Source organism: Pseudomonas sp. Os17 (assembly GCF_001547895.1).
Lineage (GTDB): Bacteria > Pseudomonadota > Gammaproteobacteria > Pseudomonadales > Pseudomonadaceae > Aquipseudomonas.
In genome coordinates, this window is record NZ_AP014627.1 from 963690 (window position 1) to 982991 (window position 19302).

Below are 19302 nucleotides of genomic sequence, written 5' to 3' on the forward strand. Positions count from 1 at the left end.
TCGGCGAGGGCCGGGCCATGGGCGCCTATTCCCTGGGCCAGGGTTTTCTCAACTCATCATCCAGCACCCGCTTCGACGAACTGCTGGTGCAGATCGAAAAGCTCCAGGCCGAGTACGGGCTCAAGCTGCAGGACGCCCTGGGTTCGAGCCGTGCCGCCCACGACGCCCTGGACAGCCTGGCCAGCGCCAGCAAGAGCAGCCTCAAGCAGGCCAGTGAACTGTTCGAGGAGCAGGTGGTGATGGCCGATACCCTGGATGCCCCCTGGCAGGGTTTCTACGACCAGATCAGCGGCCTGATGGCACAGACCTATCAACTCAACGAAGGCACCCTGAAATTCCTCGATGTCGAGCTGCAAAAACGCCTGGCGCAGAACCGCAGCCACATGGTGCTGCTGGTGGCCGCCCTGGCCCTGGTGTTCCTCTCGATCGTCTATCTGTACGGCGGTTTCTACGCCTCGACCCGCACCACCTTGCGGCGCCTGGGGGCGATGATGGACAAGGTGGCGGCGGGGGACATGACCGTCACCTTCACCGCCCACAGCCGTGATGAGCTGGGCGAGCTGGGCAGTGTGTTCAACGGCACGGTGCGCAAGATCCACGACCTGATCGAACGGGTCGGCCATACCGTCAGCGAAGTCGAACGCCAGGCCGGGCAAGTGGAAAGCGTCTCGGCCCAGAGCAACCAGGCGGTGGCCGGTCAGCGCAGTCAGATCGAACAAGTGGCCACGGCCATGAACCAGATGTCCGCCACCTCCCAGGAAGTGGCCCGCAGCGCGGCGGCGGCGGTCAGCAGCGCCCACAGCGTCAACGACGAAACCATCAGCGGCCGTGGCCTGGTGGAGTCGCAGCAGGGCAGCATCGTTCGCCTTGCCAGCGAGATCGATCAGTCGGTGCTGGTGATCAACCAGCTGGCCAGCGACAGCCAGTCCATCAGCCGGGTGCTGGAAGTGATCAAGAGCATTGCCGAGCAGACCAACCTGCTGGCGCTCAATGCGGCCATCGAGGCCGCGCGTGCCGGCGAGCAGGGCCGGGGCTTTGCCGTGGTGGCCGATGAAGTGCGGACCCTGGCCAAGCGCACCCAGCAGTCCACCGAGGAAATCGAGGAGATGATCGGCAAGCTGCATGGCGGTGTCAGCGCGGCGGTCAAGGCCATGGGCAGCAGCCACGCCATGGCCAACGGTACGGTCGATCAGTCGGAAAAGGTCCAGCAGGCCCTGGAAAACATCCTCGGCGCGGTGGGCATGATCGTCGACCAGAACCAGCAGATTGCCGCCGCCGTGGAGCAGCAGACCTCGGTGGCCCACGACATCGACCAGAACATCGTCGAGATCAACCGCGCCGGCGAACGTACCGCCGAGGGCGCGCACCAGACCGAAGACGCCAGCCGTCAGCTCTCGGCCCAAGTGATGCAGCTCAAGCAACTGATCGGCGCCTTCCGGGTCTAGACGCGGCCGGCAACGAGTGTCGGCGGGGCGCCTTGTCCAAAGGTGCTCCGCCGTCTCGCATACAAACTGTAGTAATTAAAGTCTTTGTCTTAGGCGGATTTCCTGTTTTCCTGCGCGTCTGTTTTTTTGAGCGTCCCACGTCGGGCGACTCGCCCCGTCGGCCATGACCCTCCCATGGCCCTGAGGACATGTGCTGATGACTGTCACTTCTGGAATCCGCGGCCGCTGCGCCCATTGCCAGACCCTTCTTGATCTTGAACCCTGGCAACTCAACGCCATGGCGTTGCAGGAACCCTTCAACTGCAACCATTGCCACAAGCCCCTGAAGCTCAGTTGCCCGGTGCAGATCAAGCGCCTGAAAAGCTTCGGCGGCCTGGCCGGGCTGCGGGCGCTGATGATCGTGCTGTGCGCCACGCTGCTGTTGGTGACCCTGGTACTGGAGTGGCTGGGACTGGTCAGCCTGACCCAGCAATTGAGCCTTTCGGCGCTGATGCTGCTGGGCTACCTGCTGGTGATGGGCATTGCCCGGCGGCGATTGCGCCGACCCTTGCAGCTACAGGCCGGCTGAAGGCCAGCCGAACAGTTCGCAGGCATTGCGGGTGCTGGCGCTGGCCAGTTGCTCGGGAGCGATGCCGATGATCTGCGCCAGGGCGGCGCAAATGGCGGGTAAATGCTGCGGGCTGTTGCGCTGGCCGGGAAACATGGCGGGGGCCATGTCCGGCGAGTCGGTTTCCAGCACCACAGAGTCCAGGGGCAACTCGGCGATCACCTTGCGCAAGCGCAGGGCCTGGGGCCAGGTGGCGGCGCCGCCCAAGCCCAGCTTGAAACCGAGCTTGAGGTATTCCCGGGCTTCCTCGCGGCTGCCGGCAAAGGCGTGGATGATGCCGCCGCGCTTGAGCTTGAAGCGCTTCAAGGTGGCGATCACCGCTGCGTGACTGCGCCGCACGTGCAGCAGGGCGGGCAAGTGAAAGTCCGCCGCCAGCTGCAACTGGGCCTCGAACAGCGATTGCTGGCGCTCGCGGTCCAGTTGTTCCAGAAAGTAATCCAGGCCGATCTCGCCCACCGCGCACAGCTGGGGATGCCCCGCCAGCCGCGTCAGCCAGTCCCCCAGTTGCTGGAGGTCGGCGGGCTGATGAGCGTCCAGATAGACCGGGTGCAGGCCAAAGGCGGCGTACAACTGTGGGTCCTTCTGCACCAGGTCCCAGACCCGTTGCCAATTGGCCTGATAGACCCCCAGCACCACCATTCGCAAAACGCCCCGGGCGCGGCTGTCGGCCAGCAGCGCCTCACGGTCGTCGTCGAAATCCGGAAAATCCAGATGGGTGTGGCTGTCGATCAGCTCCACGGTATCAATCCTGCCGGATACGCTGTTTGAAGGTCCGGGCGATGGCCTGGACGCCGGGTTGGTAATGCCCTTCTTCAATCGCTGCCAGGGCCAGTTGCAGGGCTTTTTCGGCAATCAGTTGATGCTGCTGGGCCATGGCGTTGACCGGCAGCGGCAGAAAATCCAGCAACTGGGTGTCGCCGAAGGTTCCCAGGCGCAGCGGTCGGGATTTGAGCGGGAAATCATGCAGGGCATCGAACACCCCCTGCAGCAGCACATAAGAGGTGGTCACCAGGGCATCCGGCAGGTGGCCCAGGCGCTGCAGCAACTCCTCCATCAACTGCCGGCCGCACTCACGGCTGAAGGCTTCGCCATGCTCGATCAGTACCTCACCGGCAAAGCCTTGCAGGGCCTGGCGGAAACCGGCGGCGCGCTCCTGGCTGATGCTCAGTTCCGGGCGGGCGCCGATCAGCACGATCTGCTTGGGCTCGGGCTCAAGCAGGCTCTGGGTCAGTTGCAGGCTGGCTTGCAGGTCGTCGCTGATCACCGAGCAGAACTGCTGCGCCGGCATCACCCGGTCGATGGCGATGATCGGCAGGCCCTGGGCCTGCAATTGCTCATAGCTGTCGTCTTCGGCTGGCAGGCAGCTGGCGACGAACAGCGCATCGCAACGCCGCGCGCGAAACAGCTGGAGCAATTGCCGCTCGCTGTCCGGTGCGTCGTCGGAGCTGGCGATCAGCAATTGATAGCCCCGGGCCCGGGCGCCTTGCTCCAGCAGCTTGGCGATGCGCGCGTAGCTGGGGTTTTCCAGGTCCGGAAGAATGAACCCCAGGGTCCGGGTGTGCCGGCTACGCAAGCCGGCGGCCTGGGGGTTGGGGGTAAAGCCATGTTCTTCCACCACCGCGCGCACCCGTTCCACGGTGGCGTTGCTGATGCGTTGTTGTTCGGCCTTGCCGTTGATGACGTAACTGGCGGTGGTAACGGACACACCGGCCAGGCGAGCGATATCACTGAGTTTCAACCCGGGATTTCCTTGTTTTTGGTGCTTGCCCCGACATTTTCGCCAATCCTACCTGATCTGGGCAGGCGACCAACGTCGGAACCGGCCATCGAGCGGAAGGACTTCTAGGCGCCGAGATTATCGAGTAACTTAGCAAACTTGCTAGATTAAACGTTTCAGCAGGCGTATTTTCTAGGCTAGATCATAAGCGGAAAAACACCTCTGCTCGGTAACAAGTCCCGTTTGTGGCCATAAACACGCCTACGCTGCTTACTTAAAACAATACCTAGCGCCGCCACCTGCCGCGCTAAATAGGAGAAGCCATGCTCGAGCTCACTGTAGAGCAGATATCCATGGGCCAAACGGCTGTGGATAAGTCCGCGGCGCTGCATTTGCTGGCCGATAAACTGGTGGCTGACGGCCTGGTGGCCGAGGGTTACCTGGCCGGCCTCAAGGCCCGCGAAGCCCAGGGCTCGACCTTTCTCGGCCAAGGCATCGCCATCCCCCACGGCACCCCGGAAACCCGCGATCAGGTATTTGCCACCGGCGTGCGCCTGCTGCAGTTTCCCGACGGTGTGGACTGGGGCGACGGGCAGATCGTCTACCTGGCCATCGGCATCGCGGCCAAATCCGACGAGCACCTGCGCCTGCTGCAACTGCTGACCCGGGCCCTGGGAGAAACCGACCTGGGCCAGGCCCTGCGTCGCGCCAGCTCCCCGGAGGCCCTGCTCAAGCTGTTGCAGGGGGCGCCCCAGGAGCTGGCGCTGGACGCGCAGATGATCGGCCTCGGGGTGGCGGCGGAAGATTTCGAAGAACTGGTCTGGCGCGGCGCCCGCCTGCTGCGCCAGGCCGAGTGCGTGAGCAACGGCTTTGCCGCGGTGCTGCAACAGGTGGATGCGCTGCCCCTGGGCGACGGCCTGTGGTGGTTGCACAGCGAGCAGACCGTGTTGCGCCCCGGGCTGGCGTTCGTCACCCCGGACAAACCCATCCGCTACCTGGGCCAGCCCCTGAGCGGTCTGTTCTGCCTGGCCAGCCTTGGGGAAGCCCATCAAGCCCTGCTGGAGCGCCTGTGTGCGCTGCTGATCGAGGGCCGTGGCCAGGAATTGGGCCGCGCCACCAGCAGTCGCGCGGTACTGGAAGTGCTCGGCGGCGAGTTGCCCGCGGACTGGCCCTGCGCCCGCATTGCCCTGGCCAATGCCCACGGCCTGCATGCGCGCCCGGCCAAGGAGCTGGCGCAGTTGGCGAAGAATTTCGAGGGTGAGATCCGCATCCGTATCGCCGATAGCGCGGCTTCGGCGGTCTCGGTGAAAAGCCTGAGCAAGCTGCTGAGCCTGGGTGCCCGACGCGGCCAGGTGCTGGAGCTGATCGCGGAACCGAGCATTGCCGCCGATGCCTTGCCGGCCCTGCTGGCGGCCATCGAAGCCGGCCTCGGCGAAGCCGTCGAGCCCCTGCCGGCGGCCAGCGCCCCCCGGGAAGAGCCGCAGGAAGTCGTGGTGCCGATCTGCGCCCCGGCTTCCGGCAGCCTGATCCAGGCCATCGCCGCCGCTCCCGGCATCGCCATCGGCCCGGCCCACATCCAGGTCCAGCAAGCCATCGACTACCCGCTGCGGGGCGAGTCCACCGCCATCGAGCGCCAGCGCCTGCAGCAGGCCCTGGCCGACGTGCGCCAGGACATCGATGGGCTGGTCCAGCGCAGCAAGGCCAAGGCCATTCGCGAGATCTTCATCACCCACCAGGAAATGCTTGACGACCCCGAGCTGGCCGACGAAGTGGACACCCGCCTCAAGCAGGGTGAAAGCGCGGAAGCGGCGTGGATGACCGTGATCGAAACCGCCGCCAAGCAGCAGGAAGCCCTGCAGGATGCCTTGCTCGCCGAACGCGCCGCCGACCTGCGGGACATCGGCCGTCGGGTGCTGGCGCAACTGTGCGGCATCGAAACCCCGGCCGAACCGGACCAGCCCTACATCCTGGTGATGGACGAAGTCGGTCCCTCGGACGTCGCGCGCCTGGACCCGGCTCGCGTCGCCGGCATTCTCACCGCCCGCGGCGGCGCCACCGCCCACAGCGCCATCGTCGCCCGGGCCCTGGGCATTCCGGCCCTGGTGGGCGCGGGCGCCAGCGTGTTGCTGATCAAGCCCGGCACGCCCCTGCTGCTGGACGGCCAGCGCGGCCGCCTGCATGTCGACGCCGACAGCCACACCCTGCAGCGGGCCGCCGAGGAACGTGACACCCGCGAGCAACGCCTCAAGGCCGCCGCCGAGCAACGCCATCAACAGGCCCGCACCACGGATGGTCATGCGGTGGAGGTGTTCGCCAACATCGGCGAAAGCGCCGGTGTCGCCGCCGCCGTGGAAAACGGCGCCGAAGGCATCGGCCTGCTGCGCACCGAACTGATCTTCATGGCCCATCCCCAGGCCCCGGACGAAGCCACCCAGGAAGCCGAATACCGCCGTGTGCTCGACGGCCTTGCCGGGCGTCCGCTGGTGGTGCGCACCCTGGACGTGGGCGGCGACAAACCGCTGCCTTACTGGCCGATCGCCAAGGAAGAAAACCCCTTCCTCGGCGTGCGCGGCATCCGCCTGACCCTGCAGCGGCCGCTCATTATGGAAGCGCAATTGCGTGCGCTGCTGCGCTCGGCGGACAACCGCCCGTTGCGGATCATGTTCCCCATGGTCGGCAGCGTCGAAGAATGGCGTCAGGCCCGGGACATGACCGAGCGCCTGCGCCGGGAAATCCCGGTGGCCGACCTGCAACTGGGGATCATGATCGAAGTGCCGTCCGCCGCCCTGCTGGCGCCGGTGCTGGCCAAGGAAGTGGACTTCTTCAGCGTCGGCACCAACGACCTGACCCAATACACCCTGGCCATCGACCGTGGCCACCCGAGCCTGTCCGCCCAGGCCGACGGCCTGCACCCGGCGGTGCTGCAACTGATCGACATCACCGTGCGCGCCGCCCATGCCCACGGCAAGTGGGTCGGGGTCTGCGGCGAGCTGGCGGCCGACCCGCTGGCGGTGCCGGTGCTGGTGGGCCTGGGGGTGGATGAACTGAGCGTCTCCGGACGCAGCATCGCCGAGGTCAAGGCGCGGATTCGCGAGCTCAGCCTGACCCAGGCGCAAACCCTTGCTCAACAGGCTTTGGCCGTCGGCAGCGCCCACGAGGTGCGTGCCCTAGTGGAGGCCATGTAATGGCAAAGATTCTCACCCTGACCCTCAACCCGGCGCTGGACCTGACGGTGCAGCTGGCCCGCCTGGAGGTCGGGGAAGTCAACCGCAGCAACGCCCTGCACAGCCACGCGGCAGGCAAGGGCCTGAACGTGGCCCAGGTGCTGGCCGACCTCGGCCATCAACTGACCGTCAGTGGCTTTCTCGGGGAAAACAATCCACAGGCGTTTGACGCGTTGTTCGCCCAGCGCGGCTTTGTCGATGCCTTTATCCGCGTGCCTGGCGATACCCGCAGCAACATCAAGCTGGCCGAAGACGACGGGCGCATCACCGATATCAATGGCCTCGGGCCCGAGGTCAGCGAGGCGGCGCAACAGGCCTTGCTGGAGCGCCTGGACCAGATCGCCCCCGGGCATGACGCGGTGGTGGTGGCCGGCAGCCTGCCGCGAGGGATCAGCCCCGAATGGTTCCAGGCGCTGTTGCTGCGCCTGAAAAGCCTGGGCCTGAAGGTCGCCCTCGACACCAGCGGCGCCGCTCTGCGCGCCGGTCTGGCGGCGGGGCCCTGGCTGATCAAGCCCAACACTGAGGAACTGGCGGACGTCCTCGGCAGCCCGGTGCTTGGCGTGGCGGTGCAGGCCGAGGCGGCGCGCCTTCTGCTGGCCCAAGGCGTCGAGCACGTGGTGATCTCCCACGGTGCCGAGGGCGTCAACTGGTTCAGCGCCGCGCCGTCCCTGCAGGCCTTTCCGCCCAAGGTCAGCGTGGTCAGCACCGTGGGCGCCGGCGACTCGCTGCTGGCGGGCATGCTCCACGGCCTGCTCGGCGCCCAGCCGTTAGAACAGACCCTGCGCACCGCCACGGCGATTGCCGCCATGGCCGTGACCCAGATCGGTTTTGGCATCAGCGACAGGGCCCAACTGGCCCGGCTGGAGCAGGGGGTGCGCGTGCACCCCCTCCTAGAACAATAAGAGGGTTGCGTATGAAGTTAGCCATTATTACCGCCTGCCCCAACGGCATGGTCACCAGCGTACTCTGCGCCCGCCTGCTGGACGCCGCGGCCCAGCGCCAGGGCTGGAGCACCAGCGTGGAAGTGCACGATGACGCACACCCCGAACGCCAACTGTCAGCGGCCACCCTTGAGGCTGCCGAGTGGGTGCTGGTGGTCAGCACCGGGCCTGTGGACCTGTCGCGTTTTGTCGGCAAGCGGGTGTATCGCAGCACCCCGTCCCAGGCCCTGCAGGACGTCGATGCGGTGCTGCGTCGCGGCGCCGAAGAGGCTCAGATCCATGTCGCCACCGAGGCCAGTGCCGAGCCTGTGGTCGAGGCGGGCAAACGCGCGCCGCGCCTGGTGGCGATCACTGCCTGCCCGACCGGCGTGGCCCACACCTTCATGGCCGCCGAGGCCTTGCAGCAGACCGCCAAGCGCCTGGGCTACGACCTGCAAGTGGAAACCCAGGGCTCGGTGGGCGCCCGCAACCCGCTGAGCGCCGAAGCCATCGCTGCCGCCGACGTGGTGCTGCTGGCGGCGGACATCGAAGTGGCCACCGAGCGTTTTGCCGGCAAGCGCATCTACCGCTGCGGCACCGGCGTGGCCCTCAAACAGTCCGAGGCCACTCTGAACAAGGCCCTGGCCGAGGGCCAGCTGGAGTCCACCGCGCCAGGCGCCGCGGCACCGGCCAAGCAGGAAAAGACCGGGGTCTACAAACACCTGCTGACTGGCGTGTCGTTCATGCTGCCGATGGTGGTGGCGGGCGGCCTGATGATTGCCCTGTCCTTCGTCTTCGGCATCACCGCCTTCAAGGAGCAGGGCACCTTGGCCGCGGCCTTGATGCAGATCGGCGGCGAGACCGCCTTCAAGTTGATGGTGCCGCTGCTGGCCGGTTACATCGCCTACTCCATCGCCGACCGCCCGGGTCTGGCGCCGGGAATGATCGGCGGCATGCTCGCCAGCACCCTGGGCGCGGGTTTTATCGGCGGCATCGTCGCCGGCTTCCTGGCCGGTTATGCGGCCAAGGCAATCAGCCAATATGTGCGACTGCCGCAAAGCCTGGAGGCGTTGAAACCGATCCTGATCATCCCGCTGCTGGCCAGCCTGTTCACCGGGCTGGTGATGATCTACGTGGTGGGCAAACCGGTGGCGGGCATGCTCGAAGCCCTGACCCATTTCCTCGACAGCATGGGCACCACCAACGCCATTCTGCTGGGGGTACTGCTGGGCGGGATGATGTGCGTCGACCTGGGCGGGCCAATCAACAAGGCGGCCTACGCGTTCTCGGTGGGGCTGCTGGCGTCCCAGAGTTATGCACCGATGGCCGCGACCATGGCCGCGGGCATGGTGCCGCCGATTGGCTTAGGGATTGCCACCCTCATTGCCCGACGCAAATTTGCCCAGACCGAACGCGAAGCCGGCAAGGCGGCGCTGGTGCTGGGGTTGTGCTTTATCTCCGAAGGGGCGATTCCGTTTGCCGCCAAGGACCCGCTGCGAGTGATCCCGGCGAGCATTGCTGGCGGCGCCCTGACCGGGGCCTTGTCGATGTACTTCGGCTGCAAACTGATGGCGCCCCATGGCGGCCTGTTTGTCATGCTGATTCCGAATGCGATCAATCATGCGCTGCTGTACCTGCTGGCGATTGTTGCGGGGAGTCTGCTGACGGCGGTGGTGTATGCGGTGGTGAAGCGGCCTGAGGCGGTGGAGCTGGCCCTGCAACCTGCGTCTTCGTAGGAGCCGGCTTGCCGGCGAAGGCGGCCTTGAAGCCGGCCTGGTGCATCGGTACGGAGTGCATATCCGTTGCTGCGGTAACGTCGGCTGGCGGTTTCGCCCTTACGGCGAGTCCCTTTTGTCAAACGCCACAAAAGGAACCAAAAGGGCTTGCCCCCGCGTACGGCCTTCGCTGCGCTCAGGTTCCCTCCCTCCGGTGCTTATCAGGGGGCATCGCTTCCAGCGATGTCCTCGACTGCGTCGAGGGGCGCTGCGCGCCAATCCCCTGATAAACACCTCCACTCGGCCTGCCGAAGGGGGCGGGTGGATCAAGAGCAAAAGCCGTTTGGCGCGGCCTACCGGCCGGCGCGTTTGGGCGATGGGGGCGTTTGGGGAGGGGCTGCTGTAGTCGCTGCCGCAGGCTGCGAACGACCGAGAAGCTGGCGTTGGGTGTTGAGGTTTCCGAAGGCATTTGTCAGCGATGCAAGTCGGGAAAATCTCTTTCTTTTGTAAGGTTGGTAGGAGACGTTCTTAGGCGCTTGTGACTGCATAATTTGCTGGCTAGTCTTCGGGACGTCACTGCAGTTTAGTGTCCGGGGTTAGCAGCCTGAGTTCAGGGATTTCGGTCCCGTACCCAGTCAGTGGAGTTTCTACTTGTTCTGATAGGTTATGGCGACTCCATTCATTCGGAGGAGCTTCATGAAACGTTCAAATTCGACCTCTCATATCTCGCGTGCTCGTCGTTTATGCGATTTCAAGCACGATGCTGCCAACCACGCAGTGCTCAAAGCCCTTAGAGAAACGGTCAGCACGCCCATTGGCGCTGGTTCCCCCTTCATCGTGCGCCCCGGTATCAGTGCCGAGGAAGCCTTGCTCCACGTGTCCATGTTGCTCAAGGCGGCCGAGGAGGTGTCCGACGAGATCACCGAGCAGGCCAGCGGCATCGAGCGTGGCCTGATCTGGTCCCTGGTGCATTCGGTGGAAATGGCCCGTGGCGTGGTCGATGCCTTGCTTGATGGCAATCGCTCGGTTTCGTAGTCGAGATTTTCCGCCCGTTTGGCAAGGGGCTCCGGCTCCCTTGCCATCAGGTTCAGAGGGGGGCAGTCAATCGACGGCCTGGTTTTTCACCATGAGCAAGGCTGCACCCATGGTCATCAGTACGCCGCCAAAGAATCGGCTCTGAATGCTCAGGGCCGATGGGCTGCGCAGGTAGTGTTGCAGTCGGTTGGCGCTGTAGGCGTAGGTTGTCATCACCAGCGTATCCACCAGGGTCATGGTCACGGCCATGAGTGCAAGTTGAGGGACTAAGGGCAGTGTCTGGTTTATGAACTGGGGCAGGATGGCCACCATGAAAACAATGCCTTTGGGGTTGGATACGTTAGTTGCAAATCCGGTCAGGAAGAGTCGGGTGGTCGGGACGCTGAAGTGTCCTGCTTCAGCCTGGCTTTGAGTTCTTGCACTGCGCCATTGAACGAGTCCGAGCCAGATCAAGTAGAGGGCGCCAATGACTTTGATCACGCCGAACCAGAATCCGGAGGCCAGTAATAGAGAGCCCACTCCCACTCCTGCCAACAAGAGTATGAGCGCGCCACCGGTTTCCAGGCCGGCAATGGTGAAGAAGGTCCGGCGCCAGCCAAGAAGAGTGCCATGACTCATCGCCAGAACGGCACCGCTGCCTGGAGAGATACAGATGAAGATGCAGGCTATTAAGTAAGTGATCCATGTTTCAGCTTCCACGTTAACCTCCGGTGTTTGGCTGTTATTCAGTTGGTCGGTATTACAATTGCTGGGGTCAGTCCATGTGACTGGGGCGTATGCCCAGTCCGGCAGAGGCATCGATGACGCAACCATGCAATACGGTGGATTCAGGTTCTAATAGTTTGGCGACCCAGTGGGCTATTTCCTCAGGCTGGATAAGACGCCTTTTAGGGAGTTTTTGGACAAAGAGGGCTCGTTCCGACGGGCTCAGTTTATTCAGGGTACTGGCCTTAAACATCGATGTTTCGGTCGCTCCAGGGCAGAGGGTGAACACATCGATGCCAGAGTCCGTGTTCTCCGTGGCTATCTGTTTGGCCAGATAGCTCAGGGCCGCCTTGCTCATTCCGTCGCTGTAGCGAAAGCCGGGAAATGCGGCGATGCCTCCTCCCACCGATGAAATGAAAATTATCTTTGCGTGGTTGTTTTTGATCAGGTTGGGCTTGAGTCGCCGATACAGGGAGAGGGGCCCCAAGGCATTGATTTTCAACATCGCCTCATCTAACTGATCTTCAGAGGTATCAGGGTTATTGGCATAGCCGGTGACGCTGGCGGAGCCCACTCCCGCATTGAAGACAATGCCGTACCAATCGGGTATCTCACTAAAACCGCCAGTGTTGATGGAGTTGGGGTCTGCCATATTCAAATAGTGAGCGAACACCTTGTTGGGGAACTCGCGGCATAGTTTTTCTGCGCTGGCTTTGGATCGGCAGTAGGTGAAATGCGTTTCGTAGCCCTTGCTTACCAATAGGCGAATCACTTTTTCGCCAATTCCTTTTCCGCCACCGGTTACTAATATTCTTTTTTTATTATTCATGTTCGGCTCGGTTGCTTATATCGGAACGGGCGAGCTTAGCGTTTCGGTTGTTTTGGGTAGGTAGGATCAAACTTGATGTAGAACTGATTTTTCAGATGCTGCCAATGATTGTTCTTGTTGTGTTGCACGGCAGGGCAGCAGGTTAAAGGCGGCTGGTTCCAAGTCCCCTGTCACACCCCCTTCATCCCCGCTGACTAAGGTTGCCTTTTGACCATTGTCAGGGAGTCACCATGAGCGAGATCAACCTCGGCCGTCGTCGGATCATGCAAATCGCCGGGGCGGGGCTGTTGCTGCCGAGTCTGGCGCCGGCGGTGATTGCGTCGGTCAAGGATCGGCCGCAGCTCACCGATGGGGTGCAGTCCGGGGATCTGCTGGGGGATAAGGCGATGATCTGGAGCCGCAGCGATCGACCGGCGCGGATGGTGGTGGAGTGGGACACGCGAAGCATGTTCAGCAACCCTCGGCGTTTCATCTCGCCCCTGGCCGATGCGCGGACCGACTTCACGGCGCGGGTGGAGTTGACCGGGTTGCCGGCCGATCAGGCGATCTTCTATCGGGTGACCTTCGAGGATGCGCAATCCGGTGTGGCCAGTGAGCCGTGGTTCGGCCATTTGCGCAGTGCGCCGTCGCAACGCCGGGACATCCGTTTTGTCTGGAGCGGCGACACGGTGGGCCAGGGCTTCGGCATCAACCCGGACATCGGTGGCATGCGCATTTATGAGGCCATGCGCCTGCGTTTGCCGGACTTCTTTATCCACAGCGGCGACACCATTTACGCCGACGGCCCGGTGCCGGCGCAGTTGACCGTGGAGGACGGGCGCGTCTGGCGCAATATCACCACCGAGGCCAAGAGCAAGGTGGCTGAAACCCTCGATGAATATCGGGGCAATTACCGCTACAACCTGATGGACGACAACCTGCGTCGCTTCAACGCCGAGGTGCCGCAGATCTGGCAGTGGGACGACCACGAGGTGGTCAACAACTGGTCGCCCGGCAAGCAGTTGGACGAGCGCTACGCGGTCAAGGACATCCAGACCCTGGTGGGCCGCGCGCGGCAGGCGTGGCTTGAGTATGCGCCGATGCGTCGGCAGAGCGCCGATGGCGGCGGGCGGATTTACCGCAAGCTCAGCTATGGGCCGCTGCTGGATGTGTTCGTGCTGGACATGCGCAGTTATCGCGGGGCCAACGATGACAACCTTGGTGGCGAGAAGCCCTTCCTGGGCCGCGAGCAGCTGGATTGGTTGAAGCGTGAACTCAAGGATTCGCAGGCCCAGTGGAAAGTGGTGGCGGCGGACATGCCCATTGGCCTGGGTGTACCGGATGGCGAGGTCAGCCCGGGCGTGGCGCGCTGGGAGGCGATTGCCAACGGCGACCCGGGACCGGCCCAGGGGCGTGAGCTGGAGATTGCCGAATTGCTGGCGCATCTGCGCAAGCATCAGGTTCGCAACCATGTGTGGCTGACGGCGGACGTGCATTACTGTGCGGCTCACCATTACCACCCGGATCGCGCGGCGTTCCAGGATTTCGAGCCGTTCTGGGAGTTTGTTGCCGGCCCCCTGAATGCCGGGAGTTTCGGGCCCAATGTGCTGGACAAGACCTTCGGCCCGGAAGTGGTGTTCCAGAAGGCGCCACCCGCGCAGAACACCTCGCCCTTTGCCGGTTTTCAGTTCTTTGGCGAAGTGCAGATCGACGGGCAGACGGCGGAGCTGAAGGTGATCCTGCGGGACCTGGATGGCGTGGCGGTGTACGAACACAACCTTCAACCGGTGTAACCCTCCTCGCCAGCCCCCCCGTCCCGTAGGAGCCGGCTTGCCGGCGAAGAGGCCCTTGAGCCTTGCGCCGTTCTGACGGGCGCCTTCGCTGGCAAGCCAGCTCCTACGCAGGAGTGGGGCCACAGGATTGGTGTAGGAGCCGGCTTGCCGGCGAAGAGGCCCTTGAGCCTTGCGCTGTTTTGACGGGTGCCTTCGCTGGCAAGCCAGCTCCTACGCAGGAGGGGGCTGCAGGAGTGGTGTAGGAGCCGGCTTGCCGGCGAAGAGGGCCTTGAGCCCTGCGCTGTTCTGACGGGCACCTTCGCTGGCAAGCCAGCTCCTACGCAGGAGGGGGCCACAGGATTGGTGTAGGAGCCGGCTTGCCGGCGAAGCGTCTGACGCCTCAGTAAACGTCGCGGCGGTAGCGCCCCTGTTCGATCAAGCGTTCGACCTGGTCTGCGCCCAGTACCTCGTTGAGCACTTGATCCACCCCCGACGCCATGCCCTGCAAGCTGCCGCAGATGTAGATCGCGGCGCCGTCGGCCAGCCATTTCTTCAGTTCGTCGGCCGCTTGGCGCAGGCGGTCCTGGACGTAGACCTTCTGGGCCTGGTCCCGGGAGAACGCCAGGTCCAGGCGGCTCAGGTCGCCGCGGGTGCGCCATTCCTGCAGTTCGTCCTTGCAGTAGAAGTCATGCTCGGCATTGCGCTCGCCAAAGATCAGCCAGTTGCGTTGCTGGCCCTCGGCTATGCGTGCCTTGAGCAGGCTGCGCAAGCCGGCCAGGCCGGTGCCGTTGCCCAGCAGAATCAGCGGGCAGGGTTCGGCCGGCAGGTGGAAGCCGCTGTTGCGCCGTACCCGCAGGCTGATGCTCGAACCCACCGCCGCGTGTTCGGTGAGCCAGCCGGAGCCAATCCCCAGGCTGCCATCGGGGCGGCATTCCTGGCGCACCAGCAATTCCAGGCAGCCATCGGCGGCAATCGAGGCGATGGAGTACTCGCGCATGTTCAAGGGCACCAGGGCATCCACCAGGGCCTGGGCGTGCAGGCCGATCAAATGGGCGCGGTTTTCCGGAAGCTGGCGGCTGCCCAGGGCTTGTTCGAGGCTTTCCTGCAGGCCGTCCAGTTGCACCGGGGTGCTGCCGGAGAGGCCCAGGCCCGCGAGGAAGTCCGCCACTGCGCCACGGCTGTTGCGCGGCATGACTTCCACCAGATCCCCGGCCAGCCAGCTGCTGGCGCTGGGGGCCAGCAGTTGCAGCAGGTAGACCCCGGAGCCGCTGCTCTCAGGATTGAGCAGGCTGCGGCTTTTCAAGGTCCAGTTGTCGAACGCTGGGGCCCGCCACAGATCCACCGGCGCATGGCCGATGAGTTGTCCCAGTTGTTGCTGCCAGTGGCGCAGGGCGTAGCTGTCGCCGCTGTCCACTTCGATAGGGGCGAACAGAGTGCTGGCGCCCTGGTTCGCCAGCCAGTCATGCAGGCGCCGGGCAAAACCGCAGAAGTGCAGGTACTGGCGGTCGCCCAGGCCGAGTACCGCGTAGTGCAGCCCGGGCAGCGACAGCTCGCGGCCCAGCAGTTTGCGCTCGAAGCCGCGTGCGCTGTCCGGGGCTTCGCCGTCGCCAAAGGTGCTGACCACGAACAGCGCACGCTGGGCGCCACGCAGGTCCTGCTCACCGAGATCGCCCAGGGGCAGGACCCGGGCGGCGATCCCCGCAGTCTGCAGTTGCCCGGCGGTCTGCCAGGCCAGTTGTTCGGCAAAACCGCTCTGGCTGGCGAAGCCGATCAGCCACGCCGAGCCGTCGTCGACGGGGTTTGCCAGGCCCTGGCGTGCGTCCTTGATCTGGCGCTTCTTGCGCCGGCGATCCAGGTACAGCAGCCAGCCGGTGACGAAGAACAGCGGCATGCTCAGTGAGGCCAGGGTCAGGGCGATGCGCCCGATCAGGCCGAAGTAGCTGCCCACGTGCAGGGCGTAGACGCTGGTGAGCAGTTGCGCCTTGACGCTCTGCTCGGCGTAGCGCTGGTGGCGACTGATGACCCCGGTGACGGGATCCAGGGTCAGCTGGTTCAGGGCGCGATCGTGGGGCGAGTCCTTGAGCAGGTAGAACACTGTCGCCGGTTGGCCGGCCACGGCGGGCATGCGGATGTTGTAGGCGCTGAGGTCCTTGCCGGCGGCGCTGTAGAGGCTGCTCCACAGGGCGTTGTAGTCCGCCACCGGGGCCGGGCCCTTGGGCGGTGGGCCGCCGCGACCGCCGCGCTGGCGCTCACTGTGTGGCGCGTCGGAGAGCAGCTTGGTCAGGCCTTCCCGGTACCAGTCGTAGGACCAGTACAGGCCGGTGAGGGCGAACAAGAGGTAAAACAACAGGCACCAGGTGCCGAACACCGCGTGCAGGTCCCAGTTGAAACCGCGGCCTTTCTTGGCCCAGTCCAGGGTCAGCCATACCCGCCAGTTGCCGACCTGGCGCGGCCAGCGCAGGTACAGCCCGGACAGGCAGAAGAAGATCAGGATCAGGGTGCAGGCGCCGGTGATCTGCCGGCCGGTGTCGCCGATGGCCAGGAAACGGTGCAGTTGCAGCATGAGGCCGAAGAAGTCCTGGCCGACCGCGTCACCCAGGAGCTCGCCGGTGTAGGGGTCGAAGTAGCGCATCTGGCCACGGCGTTCGCCCGGCGGCGGGGTGAAGAACACCCGCGCGGCGTTGCCGCTGTCGGTTTCCACCCAGAGCATGGACACGGTCTGGCCTTCGGCGGCCTGGATTTTCTCCACCAGTTCGGCGGGCGGCAGCGCCCCGGCGGGGAGCTTGTCGACTTGCAGCACCGATGGGTTGAGGGCGCGCAGGATCTCGTCCTGGAACGACACCGTCGCCCCGGTGATGCCCATCAGGGCCAGGATCAGCCCCGCGCTGATGCCGAAGAACCAGTGCAGCTGGAACAGGGTTTTCTTCAACACGTCGACCGCCTTGTACGTCCAGAGAGGTGAAACACGGCGCGCAGTATGCCGTGGGTTGTCGAGAAGCATTCGTTTTTACACGCAAAAGCCCCAGGCATTCGGATGCGTGGGGCTTGGGCGCCTGTAGCCGGGGCCACAGGTGGGTGTTGCGCTGGATCAGAAGTGGAAGTTGGCACTCATCAGCGCGGTACGGCCGGCGGCCACGTGGGCGTAATGGGTCTGGAAGACCTGATCGAAGTAACGCTTGTCGGTCAGGTTCTGCACGTTGAGTTGCAGGTCGACGTTCTTGGTCAGCTTGTAGCTGGCCATGGCGTCGTAGCGCCAGTAGGACGGTATTTCCACCGAGTTGGCGATGTTGCCGAACTGGGAATCGACGAAGGTGGCGCCGGCACCGACAGTGAGGCGTTCCGGGATCAGGTCATAGGTCGACCACAGGGTGAAGTTGTTCCGTGGCGTGCTCGGGGTGTGGTTGCCCTCGTCCGCCGCCAGGGTGGTTTTCACCACTTCGCTTTCCATGTAGGTGTAGCCGCCGTAGACCTTCCAGTTGCGGGTCAGCTTGCCGCTATAGGTCAGCTCCAGGCCATTGACCCGTTGTTCGCCGTCCAGCACCTGGGTGGCGCCGCCATCCGGATCGTTGATCCGCGCATTGGTTTTCTCGGTGCGGAACAGGGCGGCGGTCAACGACAGATCGTCATCGAAGAAGTCCCACTTGGTGCCCACTTCATAGTTGCGGTTCTTTTCCGGGGCCAGGCTGCTGTTGTTCGCCGCCAGGTCCAGTCCACCGTTGCCGCTGGTTTCACCTGCCGGGTTGCTGGAGGTGGAGTAGGCCGCGTAGACGCTGCCGTTGGGCAGCGGTTTGTAGACCACGCCGATCTGGTAGTTCCACAGCTGCGAGTTGTTTTCGCGGGCGAACTCGCCCACTGGGGCACGGGTGGCGTAGCCGCTGGAACGGGTCTGGTAATCGTCGAAACGCAGGCCCAGGTTCAACGACCATTGCTCATTGAACTTCAGGGTGTCGAACACGTAGGCCGCAGCGGTCTTGGTGTCGGTATCGGTGTAGGCCGCGCTGTCCTTGATGGTGCCGTTCCAGCCGGCGCCCGGCGTCGGGTTGTTGAGGCTGGTGCAGTCGCCGTTGGCGATCAGGGCCGCGTTACAGGTGCTGCCGTTGACCGCCGAGGTCACGTCGTAGGCACGGTTGTGGGTATCCACGTAGGAGAACTCGATACCGGTCACCAGGCTGTGCTCGATGAAACCGGTGTCGAACTTGGCGCTCAGGTCGGTCTGGTTGGTCCAGCCCTTGGAGGTCGAGTTGCGGCTTTTCGGGCTGCGGTAGACGGTGCCATTGGCCACGTTGCCACGGCTGTCGTCCGGGTTGGTGACGACGTAGTCCAGGGTCGAGCGCGACAGGCGGAAGCTGTTGGACAGGGTCAGGTTGTCGTTCAGGTCGTGTTCGATCTTGATCGTGCCGCTGTCTTCGCTGGTCTTGCGGTAGTCGCGGCCGGTGAGGCCGTAGAAGTTGTCACGATTGACGCTGACAGGTTTGTCGACGTTGTACTTGCTGCGGCGGGTGCCGCTGTTGGTCAGCGGGATGCCGTAGTCCGGAATGTCATCGGTGTTGAGGTGGTAGTAGCCCACGGTGACCCGAGTGTCGGTACCCAGGCCGAAGGCGAAGGAGGGCGCCACGCCCCAGCGGCTGACTTCCACGGCGTCGCGACCGGCCACGTTGGCCTCGTGCTTCATCAGGTTCAGGCGAAAGGCCGAACTGTCGGTCATCTGCTGGTTGAGGTCCAGGGTGGTGCGTTTGGTCTGGTCAGAGCCCCAGGTGAACCCCCCGTTGTAGGAGTTGCCCAGCTTGGCGGTCTTGGAGATCAGGTTCAGGCTGCCGCCGGTGGAGCCGGCGCCGGTAAAGGCCGAGCCTGGGCCCTTGCTGACTTCGATGGACTCGACGTTGAAGATCTCCCGGCTTTGCGAGGCCGGATCACGCATGCCGTCGATGAACACGTCGCTTTCGGCGTTGAAGCCGCGAATGATCGGGCGGTCACCGGCCGGGTTGCCGCCTTCACCGGCCCCGAAGGTAATCCCGGGCGTGGTGCGCAGGGCATCCACCAGGCTGGTGGCCGCAGTGTCCCGCATCACTTGCTGGGGAATCACCGTCACGCTTTTCGGCGTTTCCCGAAGTGGGGCGGTGTATTTTTTCGACGAGGAGGTGTCGACCTTGTAAGACGTCTGCTCCTGGGCCTCACCACTAATGCTGGTGGCATCCAGGGCAATGGCCTTGCCCGCGGTCTTTTGCTGGGTGTCTTCGGCGGCCTGAACCATATGGCCCGCGGAGCCGGCGGTAATCGCCACGCCAATGGCGGAGGCCAGCAGGCGCGGTGAACTGACAGCGGATGGTGGTTGTTGGCGTGACATGGTGGTTTCC

13 protein-coding genes and 1 pseudogene are annotated in these 19302 nt (G+C 64.2%); 8 read left to right on the forward strand and 6 right to left on the reverse strand.

The genetic code is table 11. The features are described 5' to 3' along the window. Nucleotides 1–383 precede the first annotated feature (383 nt). The 3 genes and pseudogenes from POS17_RS32615 to POS17_RS04285 form a co-directional block, all read left to right on the forward strand. Nucleotides 384–587, forward strand: a pseudogene (locus POS17_RS32615) (HAMP domain-containing protein); the annotation flags it as partial. A gap of 153 nt (nt 588–740) precedes the next feature. Continuing rightward, nucleotides 741–1445 (forward strand): methyl-accepting chemotaxis protein, encoded by a 705-nt coding sequence (locus POS17_RS32620; protein WP_430523205.1) that lies wholly within the window; start codon nt 741–743, stop codon nt 1443–1445. Nucleotides 1446–1641: 196 nt separating this feature from the next. Continuing rightward, nucleotides 1642–2013, forward strand: a complete 372-nt coding sequence (locus POS17_RS04285) for a hypothetical protein (protein ID WP_060837498.1) — start codon at nt 1642–1644, stop codon at nt 2011–2013. Here POS17_RS04285 and POS17_RS04290 read toward each other — a convergent pair. After that, nucleotides 1999–2790: a TatD family hydrolase gene (locus POS17_RS04290; protein ID WP_060837499.1), complete on the reverse strand. Its 792-nt coding sequence runs from the start codon at nt 2788–2790 to the stop codon at nt 1999–2001. The genes POS17_RS04285 and POS17_RS04290 overlap by 15 nt on opposite strands. A gap of 4 nt (nt 2791–2794) precedes the next feature. Further along, complete coding sequence (cra, locus tag POS17_RS04295) at nt 2795–3790, reverse strand: catabolite repressor/activator (protein ID WP_060837500.1); 996 nt, start codon at nt 3788–3790, stop codon at nt 2795–2797. Between the two features lie 302 nt (nt 3791–4092). Here cra and ptsP point away from each other — a divergent pair, with 302 nt between their 5' ends. The 4 genes from ptsP to POS17_RS04315 all read left to right on the forward strand — a co-directional run bounded on the left by ptsP (nt 4093) and on the right by POS17_RS04315 (nt 10663). Beyond that, nucleotides 4093–6954, forward strand: a complete 2862-nt coding sequence (gene ptsP, locus POS17_RS04300) for a phosphoenolpyruvate--protein phosphotransferase (protein WP_060837501.1) — start codon at nt 4093–4095, stop codon at nt 6952–6954. Then, complete coding sequence (pfkB, locus tag POS17_RS04305) at nt 6954–7895, forward strand: 1-phosphofructokinase (protein WP_060837502.1); 942 nt, start codon at nt 6954–6956, stop codon at nt 7893–7895. The genes ptsP and pfkB overlap by 1 nt, the downstream gene beginning before the upstream one ends. 11 nt (nt 7896–7906) lie before the next feature. Then, a complete protein-coding gene (locus tag POS17_RS04310) occupies nt 7907–9649 on the forward strand; it encodes a PTS fructose-like transporter subunit IIB (RefSeq protein WP_060837503.1) in 1743 nt (580 codons plus the stop codon). Nucleotides 9650–10324: 675 nt separating this feature from the next. Next, nucleotides 10325–10663 (forward strand): hypothetical protein, encoded by a 339-nt coding sequence (locus POS17_RS04315; RefSeq protein ID WP_060837504.1) that lies wholly within the window; start codon nt 10325–10327, stop codon nt 10661–10663. A gap of 66 nt (nt 10664–10729) precedes the next feature. Here POS17_RS04315 and POS17_RS04320 read toward each other — a convergent pair whose 3' ends face one another. Both POS17_RS04320 and POS17_RS04325 read right to left on the reverse strand, forming a co-directional pair. Beyond that, complete coding sequence (locus POS17_RS04320) at nt 10730–11362, reverse strand: LysE family transporter (protein WP_060837505.1); 633 nt, start codon at nt 11360–11362, stop codon at nt 10730–10732. 55 nt (nt 11363–11417) lie between these two features. Next, the gene (locus POS17_RS04325; protein WP_060837506.1) at nt 11418–12197 is read right to left on the reverse strand and encodes an SDR family NAD(P)-dependent oxidoreductase; all 780 of its coding nucleotides are present in this window, start codon (nt 12195–12197) and stop codon (nt 11418–11420) included. Between the two features lie 230 nt (nt 12198–12427). Here POS17_RS04325 and POS17_RS04330 point away from each other — a divergent pair, with 230 nt between their 5' ends. Beyond that, complete coding sequence (locus POS17_RS04330; RefSeq protein ID WP_060837507.1) at nt 12428–13969, forward strand: alkaline phosphatase D family protein; 1542 nt, start codon at nt 12428–12430, stop codon at nt 13967–13969. A 379-nt stretch (nt 13970–14348) separates the two neighbouring features. On the opposite strand, the gene POS17_RS04335 is transcribed toward POS17_RS04330, so the two are convergent. Together POS17_RS04335 and POS17_RS04340 are read right to left on the reverse strand one after the other, a co-directional pair. Next, the gene (locus tag POS17_RS04335; RefSeq protein WP_060837508.1) at nt 14349–16880 is read right to left on the reverse strand and encodes a PepSY domain-containing protein; all 2532 of its coding nucleotides are present in this window, start codon (nt 16878–16880) and stop codon (nt 14349–14351) included. 156 nt (nt 16881–17036) lie between these two features. Beyond that, a complete protein-coding gene (locus tag POS17_RS04340; protein ID WP_060837509.1) occupies nt 17037–19292 on the reverse strand; it encodes a TonB-dependent receptor in 2256 nt (751 codons plus the stop codon). Nucleotides 19293–19302 lie beyond the last annotated feature (10 nt).

Excerpts from the sequence above, each read along its gene's own strand:
- POS17_RS32620 (WP_430523205.1), top strand. The coding sequence starts at position 741 with ATGTCCGCCACCTCCCAGGAAGTGGCCCGCAGCGCGGCGGCGGCGGTC.
- POS17_RS04285 (WP_060837498.1), top strand. The coding sequence starts at position 1,642 with ATGACTGTCACTTCTGGAATCCGCGGCCGCTGCGCCCATTGCCAGACC.
- ptsP (WP_060837501.1), top strand. The coding sequence starts at position 4,093 with ATGCTCGAGCTCACTGTAGAGCAGATATCCATGGGCCAAACGGCTGTG.
- pfkB (WP_060837502.1), top strand. The coding sequence starts at position 6,954 with ATGGCAAAGATTCTCACCCTGACCCTCAACCCGGCGCTGGACCTGACG.
- POS17_RS04310 (WP_060837503.1), top strand. The coding sequence starts at position 7,907 with ATGAAGTTAGCCATTATTACCGCCTGCCCCAACGGCATGGTCACCAGC.
- POS17_RS04315 (WP_060837504.1), top strand. The coding sequence starts at position 10,325 with ATGAAACGTTCAAATTCGACCTCTCATATCTCGCGTGCTCGTCGTTTA.
- POS17_RS04325 (WP_060837506.1), bottom strand. The coding sequence starts at position 12,197 with ATGAATAATAAAAAAAGAATATTAGTAACCGGTGGCGGAAAAGGAATT.
- POS17_RS04330 (WP_060837507.1), top strand. The coding sequence starts at position 12,428 with ATGAGCGAGATCAACCTCGGCCGTCGTCGGATCATGCAAATCGCCGGG.
- POS17_RS04340 (WP_060837509.1), bottom strand. The coding sequence starts at position 19,292 with ATGTCACGCCAACAACCACCATCCGCTGTCAGTTCACCGCGCCTGCTG.